The organism is Nocardia sp. NPDC001965 (assembly GCF_053594175.1).
On the sequence record NZ_JBSFDZ010000007.1, the window covers coordinates 30,658 to 49,808 of the forward strand.

Annotated in this window: 16 protein-coding genes; 10 read left to right on the plus strand and 6 right to left on the minus strand. The window is 67.2% G+C overall.

Annotated features, from left to right (window positions below):
* From ACWCPQ_RS13085 to ACWCPQ_RS13100, 4 genes are all read left to right on the plus strand, one after another.
* A partial coding sequence (locus ACWCPQ_RS13085; RefSeq protein WP_449897956.1) for a hypothetical protein occupies window positions 1–193 on the plus strand: 193 nt, incomplete at its 5' end.
* A gap of 65 nt (window positions 194–258) precedes the next feature.
* The gene (locus ACWCPQ_RS13090) at window positions 259–789 is read left to right on the plus strand and encodes a YdcF family protein (protein WP_449897957.1); all 531 of its coding nucleotides are present in this window, start codon (window positions 259–261) and stop codon (window positions 787–789) included.
* A 162-nt stretch (window positions 790–951) separates the two neighbouring features.
* Window positions 952–2,184 carry an acyl-CoA dehydrogenase family protein gene (locus tag ACWCPQ_RS13095; RefSeq protein WP_449897959.1) on the plus strand — a complete coding sequence of 411 codons (1,233 nt, stop codon included), beginning with the start codon at window positions 952–954 and terminating at the stop codon, window positions 2,182–2,184.
* A complete protein-coding gene (locus tag ACWCPQ_RS13100; protein WP_449897961.1) occupies window positions 2,184–3,329 on the plus strand; it encodes an acyl-CoA dehydrogenase family protein in 1,146 nt (381 codons plus the stop codon). The genes ACWCPQ_RS13095 and ACWCPQ_RS13100 overlap by 1 nt, the downstream gene beginning before the upstream one ends.
* Before the next feature lie 43 nt (window positions 3,330–3,372).
* On the opposite strand, the gene ACWCPQ_RS13105 is transcribed toward ACWCPQ_RS13100, so the two are convergent.
* Window positions 3,373–3,654: a hypothetical protein gene (locus ACWCPQ_RS13105; protein WP_449897964.1), complete on the minus strand. Its 282-nt coding sequence runs from the start codon at window positions 3,652–3,654 to the stop codon at window positions 3,373–3,375.
* Window positions 3,655–3,673: 19 nt separating this feature from the next.
* On the minus strand, window positions 3,674–4,483 hold the full coding sequence (locus tag ACWCPQ_RS13110) for a phytanoyl-CoA dioxygenase family protein (RefSeq protein ID WP_449897967.1): 810 nt from the start codon (window positions 4,481–4,483) through the stop codon (window positions 3,674–3,676).
* A gap of 103 nt (window positions 4,484–4,586) precedes the next feature.
* Here ACWCPQ_RS13110 and ACWCPQ_RS13115 point away from each other — a divergent pair, with 103 nt between their 5' ends.
* Window positions 4,587–5,018 carry a PPOX class F420-dependent oxidoreductase gene (locus tag ACWCPQ_RS13115; protein WP_449897969.1) on the plus strand — a complete coding sequence of 144 codons (432 nt, stop codon included), beginning with the start codon at window positions 4,587–4,589 and terminating at the stop codon, window positions 5,016–5,018.
* Window positions 5,019–5,198: 180 nt separating this feature from the next.
* Here the strand turns inward: ACWCPQ_RS13115 and ACWCPQ_RS13120 are convergent, their stop codons facing one another.
* Entirely contained in the window at window positions 5,199–8,489 is a 3,291-nt protein-coding gene (locus ACWCPQ_RS13120; RefSeq protein WP_449898414.1) for a (Fe-S)-binding protein, read from the minus strand.
* Window positions 8,490–8,958: 469 nt separating this feature from the next.
* On the opposite strand from ACWCPQ_RS13120, the gene ACWCPQ_RS13125 reads away from it, so the two are divergent.
* Complete coding sequence (locus ACWCPQ_RS13125) at window positions 8,959–9,735, plus strand: hypothetical protein (protein WP_449897972.1); 777 nt, start codon at window positions 8,959–8,961, stop codon at window positions 9,733–9,735.
* 389 nt (window positions 9,736–10,124) lie between these two features.
* Here ACWCPQ_RS13125 and ACWCPQ_RS13130 read toward each other — a convergent pair whose 3' ends face one another.
* From ACWCPQ_RS13130 to ACWCPQ_RS13140, 3 genes are all read right to left on the minus strand, one after another.
* On the minus strand, window positions 10,125–11,387 hold the full coding sequence (locus ACWCPQ_RS13130) for a S1 family peptidase (protein WP_449897975.1): 1,263 nt from the start codon (window positions 11,385–11,387) through the stop codon (window positions 10,125–10,127).
* A gap of 69 nt (window positions 11,388–11,456) precedes the next feature.
* Complete coding sequence (locus tag ACWCPQ_RS13135; RefSeq protein WP_449897977.1) at window positions 11,457–12,812, minus strand: S1 family peptidase; 1,356 nt, start codon at window positions 12,810–12,812, stop codon at window positions 11,457–11,459.
* A 161-nt stretch (window positions 12,813–12,973) separates the two neighbouring features.
* On the minus strand, window positions 12,974–14,308 hold the full coding sequence (locus tag ACWCPQ_RS13140) for a hypothetical protein (RefSeq protein ID WP_449897979.1): 1,335 nt from the start codon (window positions 14,306–14,308) through the stop codon (window positions 12,974–12,976).
* 496 nt (window positions 14,309–14,804) lie between these two features.
* On the opposite strand from ACWCPQ_RS13140, the gene dnaK reads away from it, so the two are divergent.
* The 4 genes from dnaK (at window position 14,805) to ACWCPQ_RS13160 (ending at window position 19,143) form a co-directional block, all read left to right on the plus strand.
* Complete coding sequence (gene dnaK, locus ACWCPQ_RS13145) at window positions 14,805–16,658, plus strand: molecular chaperone DnaK (protein ID WP_449897981.1); 1,854 nt, start codon at window positions 14,805–14,807, stop codon at window positions 16,656–16,658.
* Entirely contained in the window at window positions 16,655–17,380 is a 726-nt protein-coding gene (gene grpE, locus ACWCPQ_RS13150) for a nucleotide exchange factor GrpE (protein WP_449897983.1), read from the plus strand. Before dnaK ends, grpE begins: the two co-directional genes overlap by 4 nt.
* Window positions 17,381–17,551: 171 nt before the next feature.
* Window positions 17,552–18,724 (plus strand): molecular chaperone DnaJ, encoded by a 1,173-nt coding sequence (gene dnaJ, locus ACWCPQ_RS13155; RefSeq protein WP_449897985.1) that lies wholly within the window; start codon window positions 17,552–17,554, stop codon window positions 18,722–18,724.
* Window positions 18,724–19,143 carry a heat shock protein transcriptional repressor HspR gene (locus ACWCPQ_RS13160; RefSeq protein ID WP_449897987.1) on the plus strand — a complete coding sequence of 140 codons (420 nt, stop codon included), beginning with the start codon at window positions 18,724–18,726 and terminating at the stop codon, window positions 19,141–19,143. Before dnaJ ends, ACWCPQ_RS13160 begins: the two co-directional genes overlap by 1 nt.
* Window positions 19,144–19,151 lie beyond the last annotated feature (8 nt).

The window sequence follows — 19,151 nt, forward strand, 5'->3', positions numbered from 1 at the left end:
CATTGTGCGTACCTCCGCGTTCGCTCCGGCCGTGCGCATTGTGCGTACCTCCGCGTTCGCTCCGGCCGTGCGCATTGTGCGTACCTCCGCGTTCGCTCCGGCCGTGCGCATTGTGCGTACCTCCGCGTTCGCTCGGGTGCGTGATGTGGATACCCACGTGGTGGTTCGCCCGGCTGCCAACCGCGTGCCGTGATCTTCTCCGGGCATACGCGGCCTGTGGATGTCTGTGGATGGACCGTGCCGGTTAGGATCGCGGCGGTGCGCCGTCGATTCTTCCTCGCCGCGGGGGTGGTTTCTGTCGTTGCGCTGGTACTCGGCCTGTGGCCGGTCTACGTCAGCCCACAGCGCGAAGAGCCCGCACCCGCCGACGCGATCCTGGTGCTCGGCGGTGCCCACGACGGACGCGAAGAACTGGGACTGCGGCTGGCCCGGGCGGGATACGCGCCACGGGTGCTGATCTCCAACCCCTACGAGGACAGTCCGCTGGTGAACCGGATCTGTCACGGTGGATACAGCTTCGAAGTGATCTGCTTCGATCCGTCACCGCGCACCACCCGAGGCGAGGGGCGCTACCTGGCCGACCGCGCGCGGGAAAACGGTTGGGAGCGCGTCATCGTGGTCACCTTCACGCCGCACATATCCCGCGCCAGATTCGTCCTCGGGAAATGCTGGAACGGGCAGATGCTCTTCGTGGACACCCGTCCACGGCTGTCGGTGCCGCGTTGGGCCTACGACTACGTCTATCAATCGGTCGGCTACTCGAAGGCGGTTTTCGAGGAGTGTGTTTGATGGCGCCCCGTCCGGCTTCGCGGTCGGGGAAGGGGTGGTCCGGCCGGTTATGATGGCATGTGCCTTCAGTTTGACTGGAGGGCGGTGACCTGGCTACATTCCCACTAGCACCGGTAGTCGCCGGATCTGCTGCGACGACGCATGAAGCCTTCGGGAGCGTGTATGGATTACGACTGGTCGGAGGCCGAGCGGGCCTTCCGAGACGAGGTACGAGCGTTCCTGGCCGAGAAGCTGACGCCCGAGGTGAGCACCGCGGGCCGGCTGATGACCAGTGTCTACTCCGACCACGAGGCCGGCCTGGAATGGCAGCGCATCCTGCACGAGCGGGGCTGGGCGGCGCCGCACTGGCCGGTGGAGTACGGCGGCTGCGACTGGTCGCTCACCCAGCACTACATCTTCAGCCGTGAACTCACCCTGGCCGGTGCCCCCGCGCTGTCGCCGATGGGCATCCGGATGGTCGCCCCGGCGCTGGTCGCTTTCGGTACCGAGGAGCAGAAGAACTACTTCCTGCCCCGGATCCTCACCGGCGAGGTCTTCTTCTGCCAGGGCTACTCCGAGCCCGAAGCCGGGTCGGATCTGGCCGCGCTGAATATGTCCGCGGTCTCCGACGGCGATGATTTCGTCTGCTCCGGTAGCAAGATCTGGACTACCCACGCCACCGAGGCGAACTGGATCTTCATGCTGGTCCGCACATCCCGCGAGGGCCGCAAGCAGCAGGGCATCACCTTCCTGCTGATGGATATGACCGCGCCCGGTATCGAGATCCGGCCGCTGGTGATGAGTTCGGGCGAACAGGTCCAGAACCAGATCTTCTTCGACAATGTGCGGGTGCCCAAGAGCAATGTGCTCGGGCAGATCGACGACGGCTGGACGGTCGCGAAATACCTGCTGGTCCACGAACGCGGTGGCGGCGCCATGGCCCCGGCGCTGCAGGCCATGGCGCAGAACATCGCCACCGCGGCGGCCGAACAGCCCGGCCGCGACGGCAACCCGCTGCGCGAGGACCCGCATTTCGCGGCACAGCTGGCCGATGCGCGGATCCGCACCGAGGTATTGGAAGTGCTGGAGTTCCGGACCCTGGCCGCCATGGCCCAGGGCAAGGATCTGGGCACGTCCTCGTCGATGCTGAAGATCCTGTCCACCGAGCTCAGTCAGCGACTCACCGAGCTGGCGCTCACCGCGGCCGGCCCGCGCGGCCGCATCTACCAGCCGCATGCCACCGCGCCCGGCGGCCCGATCGCCGAATACACCCCGCCCGCCGACGGTTACCTCAGCGGCGCCGACTGGCAGGCTGTCGCGCCGCTGCGCTATTTCAACGATCGCGCCGGATCGATCTACGCGGGCAGTAACGAAATCCAGCGAAACATCCTCGCCAAGGCAGCATTGGGGCTCTGATGGACTTCACCTTCACCGACGAACAGCAGATGCTGCGCGACGCGGTCTCCGGTTTTCTCGCCGCCCGATACGACCTCGCGAAGAGCCGGACCGCGGTCAAATCCGGTCCCGGCTGGCAGCCCGAGATCTGGCGCGGCCTGGCCGAACTGGATGTGCTGGGCGTGACCCTGCCGGAAGAGTCCGGGGGGTCGGGCGGCGGTCCGATCGAGGGCATGATCATCGCCGAGGAACTGGGCCGCGCCCTGGTCGTGGAACCCTATGTCGACACGGTGGTGATCGGCGGTGGCCTGCTGCGGCGCTCAGGCGGCGAACGGGCCTGGGAACTGCTGAAAGGTATCGCGGACGGTAGCGTCCGGCTGGCGTTCGCCGCGCTCGAACCGCAGTCCGGCGAAGTGCGTCACGATGTCTCGTCGACCGCCCGCCGCGACGGCACGGACTGGGTGATCGAGGGCAGCAAGATCGTGGTGACCGGCGTACCCGTCGCGACTGCGCTGATCGTCTCCGCCCGCACCTCCGGTGAGCGCCGCGATCAGGACGGGATCTCGCTGTTCCTGGTGGATTTCGATCCCGCCGCGCCACCGGCCGGTATCGAGGTGCACCAGTACCGCACGATCGACGACCGCGTTGCCGCCGACCTGACCTTCGCCGATTTCCGGGTTCCCGCGAACTCGTTGCTGGGCGAGGAGGGGCGGGCGTGGCCCGCCATCGAAGCCACCGTCGACGAGGCGATCGCCGCGATCGCTTCCGAAGCCGTCGGCCTCATGCGCAAGGTTCTCGACGACACCGTCGAATACACGAAGCAGCGGCAGCAGTTCGGGGTCTCGATCAGCAGTTTCCAGGCGCTGCAGCATCGGATGGTCGATATGCTGATCGAACTCGAGCAGAGTATCGCCGCCGCCTATCTGGCCGCCTACGCGGTCGCGGCCGAACCCGCCGAACGGGCCCGTGCGGTCTCGGCGGCCAAGGTGACGATCGGCCGGGCCACCCGGTTCATCGGCCAGAACGCGGTCCAGCTGCACGGCGCCATGGGCATGACCGAGGAATTGGCGATCGGTCACTATTTCAAGCGCCTCACCGCCATCGAATACGAATTCGGCTCCAGCTCGGATCATCTCGCGCGCTATATCGCGTCGACGAAATCCTGATCGGACCGCACCGCGCTCACCGTGTCCCGAGCGCGGTGTGGAACTACGCCACCGAGCCGCGCGGCGATCTGCAAGAGGGGGATCGCCGCGCGGCCCGATGGTACTGTTCAGGCCGCTCCGACATGCCCTTGCGGGCATCCCGTTCGACGGCGTTGGTCAAACGACGAGTGAAGGCTTGATCCTCGCTGGGCCCCCGGCGGAGCCACACCACGCGCCCGTCCCACAGCTCGATCTGTTCGGCGATCTCCTCGGGTAGCTGCTCGAGTTCCTCCCAGGTCATGTACTCGGGGAGCTCGGGCCGTTCGGTGTCCGGCAGGGAGGACATGCGACCATCGTATGCCTGGTCAGGCCGGTGAACGCTCCGTCGAATCGCCCCTGTCCCCGATCGCGGCGCGGATCGCGGTCTCGACCGCGGAGAACGGACCCGGGCCGGTGATACGCAACGGTTGTGCTGGATGCAGGGGTGGCTGGGCCAGGAATCTGGGGGTGACGCCACGATTGGGCTGCCCGGCGTGGACGAGGAACGGATGGCACAGGTAGACATCGCCTGCCCTGCCGGTGGCGGAGACCGTCGGGAGATCGGCGGTGGCCCGGTCGGCCCGGTCGGCGAGTTCGCGAGCATCGAGACCCGCATCGCCCTCCGGTTCGAGCAACCGCGCGATCTCGCGGTGGGAGCCCACCCGGAGGCGGGTCGGGGCGTCCGGCTCGCCGGTATCGGAGAACAGGAACAGCATCAGCAGCGCTCGTCCCTTCGAATGAACGTTCACCCGCCAGCTGAGATAGTCGGCGGGGGCCGAATCCGGGCCCGGAAAACTCGCGTCGACGTGCCAGCCGTCGAGTAGAGCGGTCTCGTGTCCGGGGAAGCGGATCACGAAACTGCCCAGGCTGCGGCGCGGTGCCCAGCGACCGGGGCCCACGAGCGCGTCATAGGCCGCCTGCAGGCGCGGGGTGGACGCGGCGGTTACGAACGGGGTGTCGGTGTAATCGGGGCGGAAAGCCGCCGGGACCGGCCAGCCGGATGGGTCGTCGGGTGCGGCATCCAGATCGCGCCAGATGATCGCGCGGCACTCCTCGGCGAGTGCGCGGGGGAACGCGTCCGGGATGTGGACGTAACCGCTGTCGATGAAGGAAGCAACCTGTACGTCGTCGAGCACGGACTCATTGGAACCGGCCCCGGCAGCGGAACGCCACTGAATTTCCCGGGACCGGACGCGCCCGCCCGGAATACCCACCCGTCCGGCCGACTTGGACCCGGATATGACGAGTACGCAGTTCGATCCGCGCACCCTGCTCAGCGAGAGCCGGCTCGGCGTGCTGGCCACCATCAAATCCGACGGTGTGCCGCAACTGTCGCCGGTGACCCCCTACTACGACCGGGAGACCGAGACCATCTACGTCTCGATGACCGAGGGCCGCGCCAAAACCGTGAACCTGCGCCGCGATCCACGGGCCGCGCTGGAGGTCACCCGGGCCGACGGCTGGGCCTGGGCGACAGCTGAGGGCACGGTGACCCTGACCGGTCCGGGTACCGATACGCACGGGCCCGAGGTCGAGGCCCTGGTGGACTACTACCGGAAGGCGGCCGGTGAGCATCCGGACTGGGACGAGTACCGAGCCGTGATGGTCGCCGACCGCCGGGTGCTCATGACGTTGTCCGTCGAACGCGTATACGGCGCCGCACTGCGCTGAGAAGCCGGCCCCGGCGCGGCCGGCGCGGAAGGGTCCTCCGGGAAAGGACGATCGGCGGCGCCCGCACAGCACCGCGATTGCGCCGGTGAAGGACTTCACAGCCGTCCGCTCTTCGAGAACGAAGCAGGGTCCGGCGAATAATGATTCGCCGGACCCTGCCGCTGTTCTATCGGCCGGCCGTCAGCCCTTGCGCCCCGGGGCCTTCGCGCCGGATTTGAAACCTAGCGCGCCCGGCTTGGCCTGCGGGGGCGTCGCCCCGGACCCGTTGCCCGAACTGTCGTTACCCGCGCCCTCGGGAGCCTGCTCCACGGTCGCTCCGGTGGTGGACTCGGCCGTGACCGCCGGGGCGGATTCGGCCGATGCCGCGGCGGGAGCCGGTTCGGCTTCCGCCGCCGGTTCCGGTGTGGACTCCGGTTCCGGTGCGGACTGCGCGGTCCCGGCACCCGGAGCCTTCGCGCCAGGACGTTTGAACCCGGACTTCATGGCCAGGCCCTTCGCGGGCTTCGACGGCTTGCTCTCGGCAGGCGCCGCGGCCGTGGCCTGTCCGATGTCCACCGCATCCGGTTCGGCCGGGGCCGCCGGGGCGGTCTCCGCCTTCGGCGCGGCGGCCGCAGGCTTGGTACCCGGTGCTTTGGCGCCGGGGCGTTTGAACCCGGATTTCATGGCCAGGCCCTTGGCGGCGACCGTCGGCTTGGTCTCGGTCGGCACCGAATCCGTGGTGGATTCGGTGGCCTGTGCCGATGCCGCTTCGGCGGCCGGTGCGGGCGCTTCGGCGGCGGGAGCCTTTGCGCCGGGTGCTTTGGCCGCGCCCTTCATGGCCAGGCCTTTACCGCCGGGTGCCTTCGCGGCACCCTTCATGCCCAGACCCTTGACGGGCGGGGCCGCGGGCGACTCGGTGTCCTCTGCCGCCGGAGCGGATTCCGCCTTTGCGCCGGGTGCTTCGGCCGCGCCTTTCATGGCCAGGCCCTTGCCGCCGGGTGCCTTCGCGGCACCCTTCATCCCCAGGCCTTTCGCGGCCGGAGCGGCGGGCTTTTCCTCGGTATCGCTCTCGGGAGCAGCAGCTTTTGCGCCGGGTGCCTTCGCGGCGCCCTTCATGCCGAGACCCTTGCCGGGTGCTTTGGCCGGGCCCTTCATGGCGAGGCCGCCGCCCTTCGGCGCCGCCTTCTCGGCCGCCGGTGCGGCTTCGGCGACGATGGGCTCGGGTTCGGGTTCCGGCTCGGGTTCCGGCTCGGCCTTGGGTTTCTGGACGACCGTGAGGTTATCGGTCAGCTTCGCCGGATCCACCCGCTCGATCGAATCCAGCATCAGCTGTGCGACGTCCACGACCTCGACGCCTTCGCCCTGGCCGGACTCCTGACGCGCGGTCACACCGTCGGTGAGCATGACCCGGCAGAACGGGCAGCCGGTGGCGATCTTGGCCGGTGAGGTGGTCAGCGCCTCGTCCACGCGGTCGATATTGATCCGCTTGCCCAGCTGCTCTTCCATCCACATCCGGGCGCCACCGGCACCACAGCACATGGAACGTTCGCCGTGGCGGGGCATTTCCACCAGGGTCGACCCGGAAGCGGCCATCAGTTCACGCGGCGCGTTGTAGACCTTGTTGTGGCGGCCGAGGTAGCAGGGGTCGTGATAGGTGACGTTCTGCGCCACCGGAGCGACCGGGACGAGCTGCTTACCGCGTACCAGCCGATTCAGCAGCTGGGTGTGGTGCACGACCTCGTAGGTGCCACCCACTTGCGGATACTCGTTGTTCAGCGCGTTGAAGCAGTGCGCGCAGGTGACGACGATCTTCTTCTTTTTCTGCTCGACGCCCTCGAACACCGAGTTCAGCACTTCGATGTTCTGCATCGCCAGCTGCTGGAAGAGGAACTCGTTACCGGCGCGGCGGGCCGAATCGCCGGTGCAGGTCTCTTCCTGGCCGAGCACCATGAATTTGACCCCGGCGGTCGCCAGCAGTTCGGCGACGGCCTTGGTGGTCTTCTTGGCCCGATCCTCGTAGGCGCCGGCGCATCCGACCCAGAACAGGTACTCGTAGCCGTCGAAGCTGTCGGCGTCCTTGCCGAAGACCGGGATATCGAAGTCCAGCTCGTTGATCCAGTTGAGCCGGTCCTTGGCGTTCTGGCCCCAGGGATTGCCCTTGTTCTCCAGGTTCTTGAACAGGCCGGCGAGCTCGGACGGGAAGTCCGATTCGATCAGCACCTGGTAGCGGCGCATATCGATGATGTGGTCGACATGCTCGATATCGACCGGGCACTGTTCCACGCAGGCACCGCAGGTGGTGCACGACCACAGCACTTCGGGATCGATGATGCCGCGGGCTTCGGCCTCGCCGACCAGCGGCCGGGTGGCTTCGTCCCGGGCCGCTTCGGGAATTCCGGCCAGTTTCTTCTCGTCCGCGTTGCCCTCGGCGTCCACCAGGCCGATCTCGTCGCCACCCATATCGGTGCGACCCCCGGCCAGAAGATAGGGCGCCTTGGCGTAACCGTGGTCGCGCAGCGACATGATCAGCAGCTTCGGCGACAGCGGCTTACCGGTGTTCCAGGCGGGGCACTGCGACTGGCAGCGACCGCATTCGGTGCAGGTGGTGAAATCCAGCCAGCCCTTCCAGGAGAAGTCCTCGATCCGGCCGGCGCCGAGCGTGTCGGTATCGGGGTCGACGTTCTCCATATCCAGGGCACGGCCCTTGGACATCATCGGCTTGGCGGCGCCGAGCGCGACCCCGCCGTCGTCCTCGCGCTTGAAATAGATGTTGAAGAAGGCCGAGAACCGGTGCCAGGCGACACCCCAGTTGAGATTGCGGCCGACCAGGAACAGGAACAGGCTGCCGGACAGCAGTTTGATGAGCGCGAAGATCGAGACCATGGTGGGGCTCGCGGGCAGCAGTTTCGCGATCTGCATGGTGAAGAAGTCGGTGGCGGCGTTCGCGTGCCCGTAGGTCGCGATCTTGCCCGCCTTCACGAACACCATGCCCAGGCCCTCGACGAGCACGATGCTCTCGATCACGTAGGCCGGGGCGAAAGCGGATCCGCTGAAGCGGGACAGGCGATCCGGTACCCGGGGATGGTTGAGCTGACGGATCACGATCAGCGTGCCGATACCGATCACCGTGCCGATACCGAGGATCTCGTCCCACAGGTGGTACACCGCCAGATCGCCGATGATCGGCCAGTGGAACTCCGGATCGAAGGTCTGGCCGTATGCCTCGAAGAACAGGATGAAGCCGCCGAGGAAGCCGATCATCACCAGCCAGTGGGCCCAGCCGACGGTGCGGAACTTGTTCATCCGCGTATGCGCGAGGAACTCCACCAGCATCTGCTTGAAGCGGGGGAAGAACGGCAGCCAGCGGTCGGGTGCGGGCTGGCCGACCATGATGGCGCGCACGATATTGCGGACGCCGCCGAAGAACGACGCCCAACACAGCAGGCTGAGCGCCGCTCCCAAGGTGCCCAGCGTCACTGTCAGGGCATTCATGTCGCGACCTTCCTTTCGAGGCAACACGAGGTACGAGGAACTGAGCAGTACCCCGTCCGGCTCGTATCGTAACCGCCAGTAAGTTACCCACCAGTAACTAGTGGTGTCCACTGTACGATCTGCGGCGGCCCGTAGTGGCATCTGCCTGGGCTTATCCGTATGGATCGCGGCGTGATCAATGTCACGTTATTGAGTTGGCTGTCCATAACCCATAAGGGCTGATTAACACCGTAAAGGGCCCCCTGTCGCCGACGCCGGTAAGGCCAGGCTTACTCCTTGAATTCTTACGCTTGGGAAACGAATCTCGCCTTTTGCCAGTGCATTCGACTACGCTCAGCCCGATCTATCAGGAAGCGTGAAATCTCATAACGCTCGGGGAGGAAACAGGGTTCGATCACATCGGCCCCCTCGCGTCGAGACGTAACGCCGCAAACCCGATTGGAAATGGATGACACTCCCGAGATCAACGGTGGTCGCAGCCCTGGTCACCGGTTCGCTCGCTATGGGATTCGGCACAGCCCACGCTGATCCGGCGGCCGAGGCTCCGAAGACCGTGAACTACGCGGTGCAGTTGAAAGACAAGACCGTAGTCGCAACCATCAACGGTGGATCTTTCTCGATCGTCGAGAAAGACGCATCTCCGGAAGAGGTGAGCTCGACCGCGCAGGAACCCGGCACACCGGCGGGGGAGCCGATTGCTGACGGCGCCGAGAAGACCAAGGTCGTCGAAATCAAGGACAGTGCAGGCACGCTGGTCGCCTCCCTGCCGCTCGAATTCACTGCCGCCGGATCCGAGATCCCGGTGGTCTCCGAGATCAAGCAAGACGGTGCTGTTCTGGAGATCACCCCCGAGAAGCCGGCCGGCGCCGAAGCCGGCCAGCCGCAAGAGGTCGTGCGTCCGGTAGCGAAGCCCATCGCCTCGACTGCCGAGAACCAGATGGCGATCAATGAGTTCTCCAGCAACTTCGGCCTCGCCACTGCCATCGGTGGCTTCATCGGCACCGCCGTCGGCTTCGTCGTGGGTTGTGTCGTGATTCCGGCGATCGGATGCCTTCCGGGCGCTGGTATCGGTGGCATCATCGGCACTCTCGCGGTGGGCGGCCCGACGCTGATCGCGGCCGGTGTCGAGCTGATGAACACCATGCAGGCGCCCGCCGGCACCAGTAAGTGGGCCAACGGGGGAGAGGGCCCGGCTCCCGCCTCGGCCGAAACCCCGGTGGAAGCTCCGGCCGAGGCGCCGAAGTAAGGCCTCCATCGGCTCTCGTACAGCTACGACAAGGCCCCGTCTCCTTCCAGGAGGCGGGGTCTTGTCGTCTGAACAAGACCGTCGCGTCGTTGCTTCGGTCTCGCACCGGGAAGCACTCCGGGGTACACAGCGCACGCTGACGCGCTGAATCCCGAATCCTGTGATTCATATGGGGCGACAAAGAGCAGACGCGTCCGGATAGCGCTGTGTCGCCGGTGTTCGTCGGCCGATATCGCAGAGCGGGGAAATGCTCGGAACAGGCGAAAGGGCCGGCAGCATGAAAGCTGCCGGCCCTTTCGTTGCTCGATGCTCGGTGCGGATCACACTCCGGGTGCGGCGCCGATATCCTGCCCTCTCCGCGCCGCGGAGCGCGGAGGGAACAAGACGTACTAGCTCGTGCGGATACGCAGACCCGGGTTGTCGGAGAGCACGACGCTCACCGGCTGCGCGAACAGCTGCGGTGCGTTACCCGTGAGCACGCCCAGGATGTTGGGGATCTCGCAGATCGGGTAGTCGGCGACCGACGAGGCACTGGAGATACCCAGGGCCTGCCGTCCGGTCACGATCGGCCCGCCGCTGTCGCCGGGGAGGGCGCAGATATTGGCGGAGAAGCTCTGGGTGAGCTGCCGGTCACCGACCTGGACGGTCTGGTCCACCGCGTTCACCACACCGCAGCTGAAGCCGGTCCGGGAACCGGATTTGCAGACCGGGGCGCCGACCACCGGGGTGGCCACACCGTCGACTGCGATCGGCGCGGCACCGGGCACCTTGACCTGGTTGTTCTGGAAGCGGCCCGCAGCCCCGTCCGCGATGCTCATGATCGAGTAGTCCTGGGCGCCGAGTACCGACTTCTGGTAGCTGGCGATCTGCGGGCCCACCTTGTTGCCGCCGAGGGATTCGTGCACGCTGGCGGCGCCGGGGTCGTCCAGGTTCGGATTGCAGTGTCCGGCAGTGATGTTGACCGTGTTGCCCGCCGGGCCGATTCCGTTGAAGCCGAAGGAGCAGCGCAGTGAGCTGTCACCGGCGATAGCGGCGAAACCGTCGCCACCGCCGACCGCAGCCGCGCCGGCATCGGCGACCGCGGCCGCCTGGGGCAGCGTTTCCGCGGCGATCGGCGGGGCCATGACGATTACCCGGGCCGGGTCGATGAAGTTCGGCATCGGCAGGCCGACCTTGTCGACCCGCACCGCGATGCTGTTGTTCACGGTGTCGATGACGACACCGCGCACCAGGGATGCCACGGCCTCGGGCTGACCGTCGAGCCAGCGTTCGAAGGCGCTCTTCTCGCCCCGCAGGGTCGATTCGCTCTTGGCGACGTTGCGGACTACGAATCCGGTCGATTCGGCGGCACCGCGGGCCGCGTCGGCGCCGGGGCCGTTGGCCAGTGCGACCACGCCGCGCCCCTGCTCGTCGAGCCAGGCGCCGCCGAACACCTGCGGGTACTGGCGCTGGGCGGTGGTGGCGAACGCGGCCACCTGCTGGGCGGTATCGGCGCGCTGCAGGTACTCCTCGGGGGAGATGTGCAGATCCCGGTTCAGTGCGGCCACCAGATCGGCCGGCAGGCCGATTCCGGGGTCGGGGGCGGCCGTGGAGACCGCGGTCGGGCCGAACAGCAGCACGGCCGCCGACGCGGCGACTGCGGCACGTCGCATCCGTTTTCCGGTCGGCACCGACCTTTGTTTTCCTATGCGTGGCATGAGCATGCGAAGACTATATCGGGCTCAGCCGGCATTCGGCCTGGTTCGTACGTTGATGCCGCTTCCGATACCCCCACCGGACGCGGAATCGGCATGCGCCAGGATGCCGCGAATGGGAATTCCCAGGGTAGCGGTACCGCCGTACTGCGCGAGGGCGATATTGGCTTTTTCGCAATCGGGCGCGTCGGCGGCATTGGAACCGCTGGTGATACCCAGCGCCAGGGTGCCGCTGACGATGGCACCGCCGCTGTCACCACCCAGGGTGCAGGCCGAGCTGGCGAAACCCCGGACGACCTTCGCGTCGCCCTCGGTGGTGAACAACTGGGTCTCGACCCGGTCGGCCACAACGAAGCCGCAGGTGAAGGTGGAGGACTGGCCGGATTTGCAGACCGGGGCGCCGACCACCGGATCGGCGGTACCGGTGATGGTCAGGGTGGTGCCGTTGGCGCCGCGAACCGAGGGCTGGTCCATTCCCGAGCCGATCGCACGCTCGTTCAACTGGATCACCGAGTAGTCCAGCGTGCTGGGACCGCCCAGTTCCGACTGCACGAACGTGCCGAGCTGCGGGCTCGCCGGGATATTGCGGATATTCGGGCCGTAAACGGCGGCCCGTTCATCGCCTTTGTCGATATTGGGATTGCAGTGCCCGGCACTGATATTCAATGCGTTGCCCGCGGAATCGACACTGTTGAAGCCGAACGAGCAGACGTCCACGCTCTTCAGCTCGGCATCGTCGAGCGGACCGGGTGCGCTGATATAGGTGTCACCGCCCATCGGCCGGTGCTCGACCGGGCCACCGGCATTCGGGGAGAGGACGACCTTGACGTTGGCGATGAGCGTCGGCAGGTTGAGCATATGCGCCAGTGGCGTATTCGCGACGTTGACGATCAGCTGGCTGTTGAGGAAGTCGATCGCGATCGAATTGATCAGCTGCGAGATATCCCGGGGTTGCGCGGCGACCCATTGGTTCATCTGCGTCAGCGAGGTTTCCAGCGCGGCCGCCGAGACCGGGGCCAGCCGGGTCGTGTACCCGTCGCCACTGGCGACCCGGGCCGCATCCGGCGAGGTCACGGCGACGGTGGGCTTACCTTCGGGGGTCATCCAGGCGCCGGCGAAGACATCGGGCCGCTCCGCCCGGAATTCGGCGGCATAGGTCTGCAACTGCTGGGCGCGCGCCGCGCGGTCCAGATATTCGGTCGGGGTCATATTGAGATCGCGGGACAGCGCTTGGACCAGTTCGGCCGGAAGGTCCTCGGCTCTGAGTTGTTCCGGAGCGGGTGCGGCAGTCGCCGCGGTCGCGCCGAAGAGGGGAGCCAGGAGAACGGTCGAGCCGATAACGGCAGCCTTGACCGCGGCGCGACGCGCCACCGACTTGCGCATGAAGTCCCTTCGTAGGCACTGCGTGCCAGATAATCCGTCGCCGTGAGTCTCGAATCCTCCAGAATCGAATCCGTTGGCGCACAGGTTTGCTCGAGCTGCGACCGGGTTGCCGGGGTGGCCGGAATAACACCGGTCAGCGGATCACTCTAAGGCACGAATCGCTATCTGGCTTCTTCTTGCGCGCCTTCTTTGGATCCGGTGTCCGGAAGGTCCACATCAGGGTCCTCGGTGGCGAAGGGAACCGGGAAAGGAAAGAACCGGGGGCGGGTCCGGGTGGTCGTCGTTTCGGTTTCCGTGGTCGGCTCGGTGAGGGTCGGGCCGGTGGGCTCGTCGGTCTCCGTCGGAGCGGCGGTGCTGGGTACCGGAGTCGTCTCGGTGACGGTGACCGGAGGAGGCGCGACCGTCGGTTCCGCGGTTTCGGTGGGCTCCGGCTCGTAGGTCGGCTCGGGTGTGTAGTCCGCGGTCTCGGGCACCGGAGCGGCCGGTTGCGGCTGGACCGGTGGTGGCGCCGGCGGTACTTCGGTCACCGAGGTGGTGGCCGGCTGACTCGGCTCGGCCGCACCGGTTCGCAGAATCGCGGTGACGCCGAGGGCGCCGATCAGCAGGCCGGCGACCGCGGCGGCGGTCACCAGCGCGGCGGTCCGCCGGCCGCCGCTGCGCCGATCCCGGGCGGGCGTGGCCGCCGCCGGGGTTTTCGACGCGGATTTCGACGTGGTTTTCGACGTGGTGGGAGAGGGGAGCGCCGCCGCGGTGTCGGTCGCCGGGCGGTCGCCGGGCGTGGGGCCGGGGTCGACCGCCGGATCGAGCCCGGCGGCGAGGGCTCCGAGACTCGGACCGCCGTAGGTGGCTTCGGGATCCATGGCGGGGACCATCGCGGAATAGGCCTTGGCCGAGGTGTCGTCGCCGAGTCTGGGCATGACGATCGTGTCCAGCGCGGAGTTCTGAGCGGTGCTGGGATCGGGCGGGGTCGCCCCGGCCGGTGTCTGGAGCACGACGGCCAGCGCCGCCCGGCCCGCGCTCTCGGCGAAGTACCGGGCAGTCTCCGCCGGGGTACGACCGGCGGGCGGCAGCGGGAGTTCGTCCTCGCCGACCAGGGCCACCGATTTCAGGCCCAGGTAGTCGAGCGCGCCGCGCAGAGCCAGGACCTGCGTGGGGGGCCATCCGGCGGGATGGGTGGCATAGAACTCGGCCGGACCGTTGAGATGATCGGCGGTGAGATTGATCAGGCAGAAAAGGGCCGTCGCAAGCAGATCTTCTCCGCGGTAGGCCTCGCCGTCGTCCACGATCACGCCTGCCGGATCGCCGACAGCGGCGACGAAACCGGTGATCGTATGGGTGTGCCCGGCCGGAGCCACGGCGCCGCCGAGTACCGCGTCGCCCTCCTCGGACATGTGCAGCACCGGCTCACGCAGAATGAAATGCGGATCCCCGTCGTCGTCGACGACCGCCGCGGTGCACGCGTACTCGGCGATGTGCAGGCCCACCCCAGTGGCCATTTTCGGATCCTCGCTTCGACTTCCTCATCCAAAAACCACGGTACGGGTTCACCCACGCGGCACCGGCCCGCGACGCGGGGTGCCGGGTCACCATGGGCGGAGCATTGACAATAGCGCCGATGGGCGCAGTGTGGGGACCCCGGTGTGGCCGGGTGGAGGTGCCGGGGGCGGCACGGCTGGGTCACGATGTCGCACCGACCCGGTTCGTGGTGGTGAGTGCGGGGAAGAACGGTGCCGGCCCCGGTGTACAGGGTGTGGGGAATAGATCGCCGGAGCCGGGGGTTGAGCTGATCGACAATGTTGAGTGACATTGGCTCAAGTTTGACTTGACGGCCCCAGTGAAGCGGGGCAGGATTGAGCCGACCACGCTCAGTATTGCTGGGACCGTGCTCTATGTTCTGCCTGGGGCTGGTCCATGCGGTGGGCCCACCGGCACGCCGCGCCATGGGCACCGGCCCGGACAGACACAAGCAGTCGAAAAATGAGGAGGAAACAAATGGCTCGTGCGGTCGGAATCGACCTCGGGACCACGAACTCGGTCGTCGCCGTTCTCGAAGGTGGTGAGCCGGTCGTCGTCGCCAACTCCGAGGGTTCGCGCACTACGCCCTCTGTCGTCGCGTTCGCGAAGAACGGCGAGGTACTGGTCGGTCAGCCGGCCAAGAACCAGGCCGTGACCAACGTCGACCGCACGATCCGCTCGGTGAAACGCCATATCGGCACCGACTGGACCGTGGAGATCGACGACAAGAAATACACCTCGCAGGAGATCAGCGCGCGCACGCTGATGAAACTGAAGCGCGACGCCGAGTCCTACCTGGGCGAGGAGATCACCGACGCGGTGATCACCGTCCCCGCCTACTTCGAGGACGCGCAGCGTCAGGCCACCAAGGAAGCCGGCCAGATCGCCGGCCTCAACGTCCTGCGCATCGTCAACGAACCCACCGCCGCCGCCCTGGCCTACGGCCTGGACAAGGGCGACAAGGAACAGACCATCCTGGTCTTCGACCTCGGTGGCGGTACCTTCGACGTCTCGCTGCTGGAGATCGGTGAGGGCGTCGTGGAGGTCCGCGCGACCTCCGGTGACAACCACCTCGGTGGTGACGACTGGGACGAGCGGGTCGTGAAATGGCTGGTCGACAAGTTCAAGTCCAGCTCGGGCATCGACCTGACCAAAGACAAGATGGCCATGCAGCGGCTGCGTGAGGCCGCCGAGAAGGCCAAGATCGAGCTGAGCTCCTCGCAGAGCACCTCGATCAACCTGCCCTACATCACCGTCGACGCGGACAAGAACCCGCTGTTCCTCGACGAGCAGCTGACCCGCGCCGAATTCCAGAAGATCACTTCGGACCTGCTCGACCGCACCCGCGCGCCGTTCCAGTCCGTGGTCAAGGACGCCGGGATCAAGGTCTCCGATATCGACCACGTCGTGCTCGTCGGTGGCTCCACCCGCATGCCCGCGGTCTCCGAACTGGTCAAGGAACTGACCGGCGGCAAGGAGCCCAACAAGGGCGTGAACCCGGATGAGGTCGTCGCCGTCGGCGCCGCCCTGCAGGCCGGTGTGCTCAAGGGTGAGGTCAAGGACGTCCTGCTGCTCGATGTGACCCCGCTGTCGCTGGGTATCGAGACCAAGGGCGGTGTGATGACCAACCTCATCGAGCGCAACACCACCATTCCGACCAAGCGTTCGGAAACCTTCACCACGGCCAACGACAACCAGCCGTCCGTGCAGATCCAGGTGTTCCAGGGTGAGCGCGAGATCGCCGCGCACAACAAACTGCTCGGCTCCTTCGAGCTGACCGGTATCCCGCCGGCCCCGCGTGGGGTGCCGCAGATCGAGGTCACCTTCGATATCGACGCCAACGGCATCGTGCACGTCACGGCCAAGGACAAGGGCACCGGTAAAGAGAACACGATCAAGATCCAGGACGGCTCCGGTCTGTCCAAGGAAGAGATCGACCGGATGGTCAAGGACGCCGAGGCGCACGCCGCCGAGGACAAGGCGCGCCGGGAGGAAGCGGAGACCCGCAACCAGGCCGAGTCGCTGGTACACCAGACCGAGAAGTTCATCGCCGATAACGAGGACAAGGTTCCGGCGGATGTGAAGTCCAAGGTCGAGGCCGCGATCGACGACGCCAAGAAGGCGCTCGAGGGCACCGACACCGCCGCGGTGAAGGCCGCCGTGGAGAAGCTGGCCACCGAATCGCAGGCGCTGGGCCAGGCGATCTACGAGGCCCAGGCCGCTTCGGACGGCGGGGCCGCCGGTAACGGCGCCGCGGGCGCGGACGCCGGCGACGACCAAGTGGTCGACGCCGAGGTCGTGGACGAGCCGGTCGACACGGAGAAGAAGTGACGAATTCGGGAAACAAAGGTAACTCGGGAGAGCCAGCGGAACCGGTCAGCTTCGTCGACAAGCGCAAGATCGACCCGGAGACCGGTGAGGTACGGGATCAGGCCGGGGCGGCCAACGGCGCCGCCCCGGCCGGGGCCGAAGAGGGCATAGCCCCCCAGGCGCCGCAGGCCGGTCTCGACGGTGACGGTGTCGAGACGGCGCCCGCCGAGGTTCCGGCCGGGGCCTCGGACGAACTCGCCGAGCGCACCGCCGATCTGCAGCGGCTGACGGCCGAATACACCAACTACCGGCGCCGGGTCGAACGCGATCGCAAGACCGCGACGGATTCCGCCAAGGCCGCCGTGGTCACCGAACTGCTCGGTGTCCTCGACGATCTGGATCGCGCGAAGGCGCACGGTGACCTGGAATCCGGGCCGTTGCGTTCGGTGGCCGACAAACTGATCGAGGCGCTGCGCAAACAGGGTCTCGAGGAATTCGGTTCCGAGGGCGAGTCTTTCGATCCGAACCTGCACGAGGCGGTTCAGCACGAAGGATCCGGACACGATCCGGTGATCGGCGTGGTGATGCGCAAGGGTTATCGCTTCGGTGAGCGGGTGCTACGGCACGCGCTGGTCGGCGTGACCGACGGGGTGGGGGATCTCGGATCGAACCCGGGTTCCGCGACCGCGGCGGAACCCGCTGCGGCGGAGGCATCGGATGCTGATGCCGGCTCGGACAAGTAACGACTCCGCGGCGAAAGCCACGGACCGGGTCGCGCGGCGTACCCCCGGAGACATCCGGGGGCGCCGCGCGCCCGTCACGCCACGCGCGACGGGCCCGGAGACGGTAGGAAAGTGTGACCACGCAGCGGCCCGCCCGGGTCGTGGAACGGTACCGAGAGGAGGAGATGCCCGGTGAGCCAGCGGGAGTGGATCGAGAAGGACTTCTATAAGGAGCTGGGTGTTTCCTCCAGCGCTTCCACCGAAGAGATCAAGAAGGCGTATCGCAAGCTCGCCCGTGATCTTCATCCCGACGCCAACCCCGGCGATGCCAAGGCCGAGGAGCGGTTCAAGGCGGTCAGCGAGGCGCACACCATCCTGTCCGACCCGGCCAAACGCGCCGAGTACGACGAGACCCGACGCCTGTTCTCCGGCGGCGGGTACGGCCGGGGTGGCGGCTTCACCCCGGGAGCAGGCGGCGGATTCTCCCAGAGCTTCGATCTGGGCGATATCTTCGGCCAGGCCGGTGCCGGCGGTGCCGACGGCGGCCTCGGTGACCTGTTCGGTGGCCTGTTCAACCGGGGCGGCGGTGCCACCCGCACTGGCAGCCGCCCCCGGCGGGGCGCCGATGTGGAGGCCGAGACGACGCTCGGGTTCCGCGAGGCGGCCAAGGGCGTCACGGTGCCCCTGTACCTGACCAGCCCGTCACCGTGTACCACCTGTCACGGCAGCGGTGCCAAACCCGGGACCAGCCCGCGGGTCTGCCCGATCTGCAACGGCAGCGGTGTGGTGAGCCGTAATCAGGGCGCGTTCGGATTCAGCGAACCGTGCGACGAGTGCCGCGGCTCCGGCTCGATCATCGACGACCCGTGCGTGGACTGCCACGGCAGCGGTATCCAGAACCGCACCCGCACCATCAACGTCCGGATCCCACCGGGTATCGCGGACGGGCAACGGATCCGGCTCGCCGGACAGGGCGAAGCAGGGCTGCGGGGCGCGCCCTCGGGCGATCTGTTCGTCACGGTGCACGTGAGCCAGGACAAGGTCTTCGGCCGGGCCGGCGACGACCTCACTCTGGCACTTCCGGTCAGCTACAGTGAGTTGGTGCTCGGTACGACCGTATCGGTGCCCACTCTGGAGGGCCGGGTCGGTGTGAAGGTGCCGCCGGGTACCGCGGACGGCCGCATCCTGCGGGTGCGCGGCCGCGGAGTTCCCAAACGTGGTGGCGGAGCCGGTGATCTGCTGGTCACCGTGAAGGTCGCCGTGCCGCCGAAGCTGGACGACGACGCCGTGACAGCGCTGCGCGCGCTGCAGGAGGCGGAGAAGGCCAGCGGCTTCGATCCGAGAGCGGGATGGGCAGGTGCGTAATGGAGCCGAAACGACCACCCGAGGCGAAGTCCGCGCGCCAATCGAGCACTGAATATTTCGTGATCTCGGTGGCGGCTCAGCTGGCCGGTATGCATGCGCAGACCCTGCGCACCTACGACCGGCTGGGCCTGGTGACACCGCAGCGCACGTCCGGCGGCGGCCGGCGCTATTCGGAACGGGATGTCGAACTGCTGCGCGAGGTGCAGCGGCTCTCCCAGGACGAGGGCGTCAATCTCGCCGGGATCAAACGGATCATCGAGCTCACCAATCAGGTCACCGAACTCCAGCAGCGAGTGCTGGACCTGTCCGCGGAGCTGGAACGGGAACGGGCCCGGCCGGATTACCGGCCGGAACTGATTCCACCGCAGCGCAATACCGCGCTGGTGGTATGGCAGCCACGGAACCGGCGGAAGTATTGACGGCTGTG

What these genes read in the sequence shown, in the direction of transcription:
- ACWCPQ_RS13095 (WP_449897959.1), top strand. Translation starts at nt 952, where the DNA reads ATGGATTACGACTGGTCGGAGGCCGAGCGGGCCTTCCGAGACGAGGTA.
- ACWCPQ_RS13100 (WP_449897961.1), top strand. Translation starts at nt 2,184, where the DNA reads ATGGACTTCACCTTCACCGACGAACAGCAGATGCTGCGCGACGCGGTC.
- ACWCPQ_RS13105 (WP_449897964.1), bottom strand. Translation starts at nt 3,654, where the DNA reads ATGTCCTCCCTGCCGGACACCGAACGGCCCGAGCTCCCCGAGTACATG.
- ACWCPQ_RS13115 (WP_449897969.1), top strand. Translation starts at nt 4,587, where the DNA reads ATGACGAGTACGCAGTTCGATCCGCGCACCCTGCTCAGCGAGAGCCGG.
- ACWCPQ_RS13120 (WP_449898414.1), bottom strand. Translation starts at nt 8,489, where the DNA reads ATGAATGCCCTGACAGTGACGCTGGGCACCTTGGGAGCGGCGCTCAGC.
- ACWCPQ_RS13130 (WP_449897975.1), bottom strand. Translation starts at nt 11,387, where the DNA reads ATGCGACGTGCCGCAGTCGCCGCGTCGGCGGCCGTGCTGCTGTTCGGC.
- ACWCPQ_RS13135 (WP_449897977.1), bottom strand. Translation starts at nt 12,812, where the DNA reads ATGCGCAAGTCGGTGGCGCGTCGCGCCGCGGTCAAGGCTGCCGTTATC.
- ACWCPQ_RS13140 (WP_449897979.1), bottom strand. Translation starts at nt 14,308, where the DNA reads ATGGCCACTGGGGTGGGCCTGCACATCGCCGAGTACGCGTGCACCGCG.
- dnaK (WP_449897981.1), top strand. Translation starts at nt 14,805, where the DNA reads ATGGCTCGTGCGGTCGGAATCGACCTCGGGACCACGAACTCGGTCGTC.
- ACWCPQ_RS13160 (WP_449897987.1), top strand. Translation starts at nt 18,724, where the DNA reads ATGGAGCCGAAACGACCACCCGAGGCGAAGTCCGCGCGCCAATCGAGC.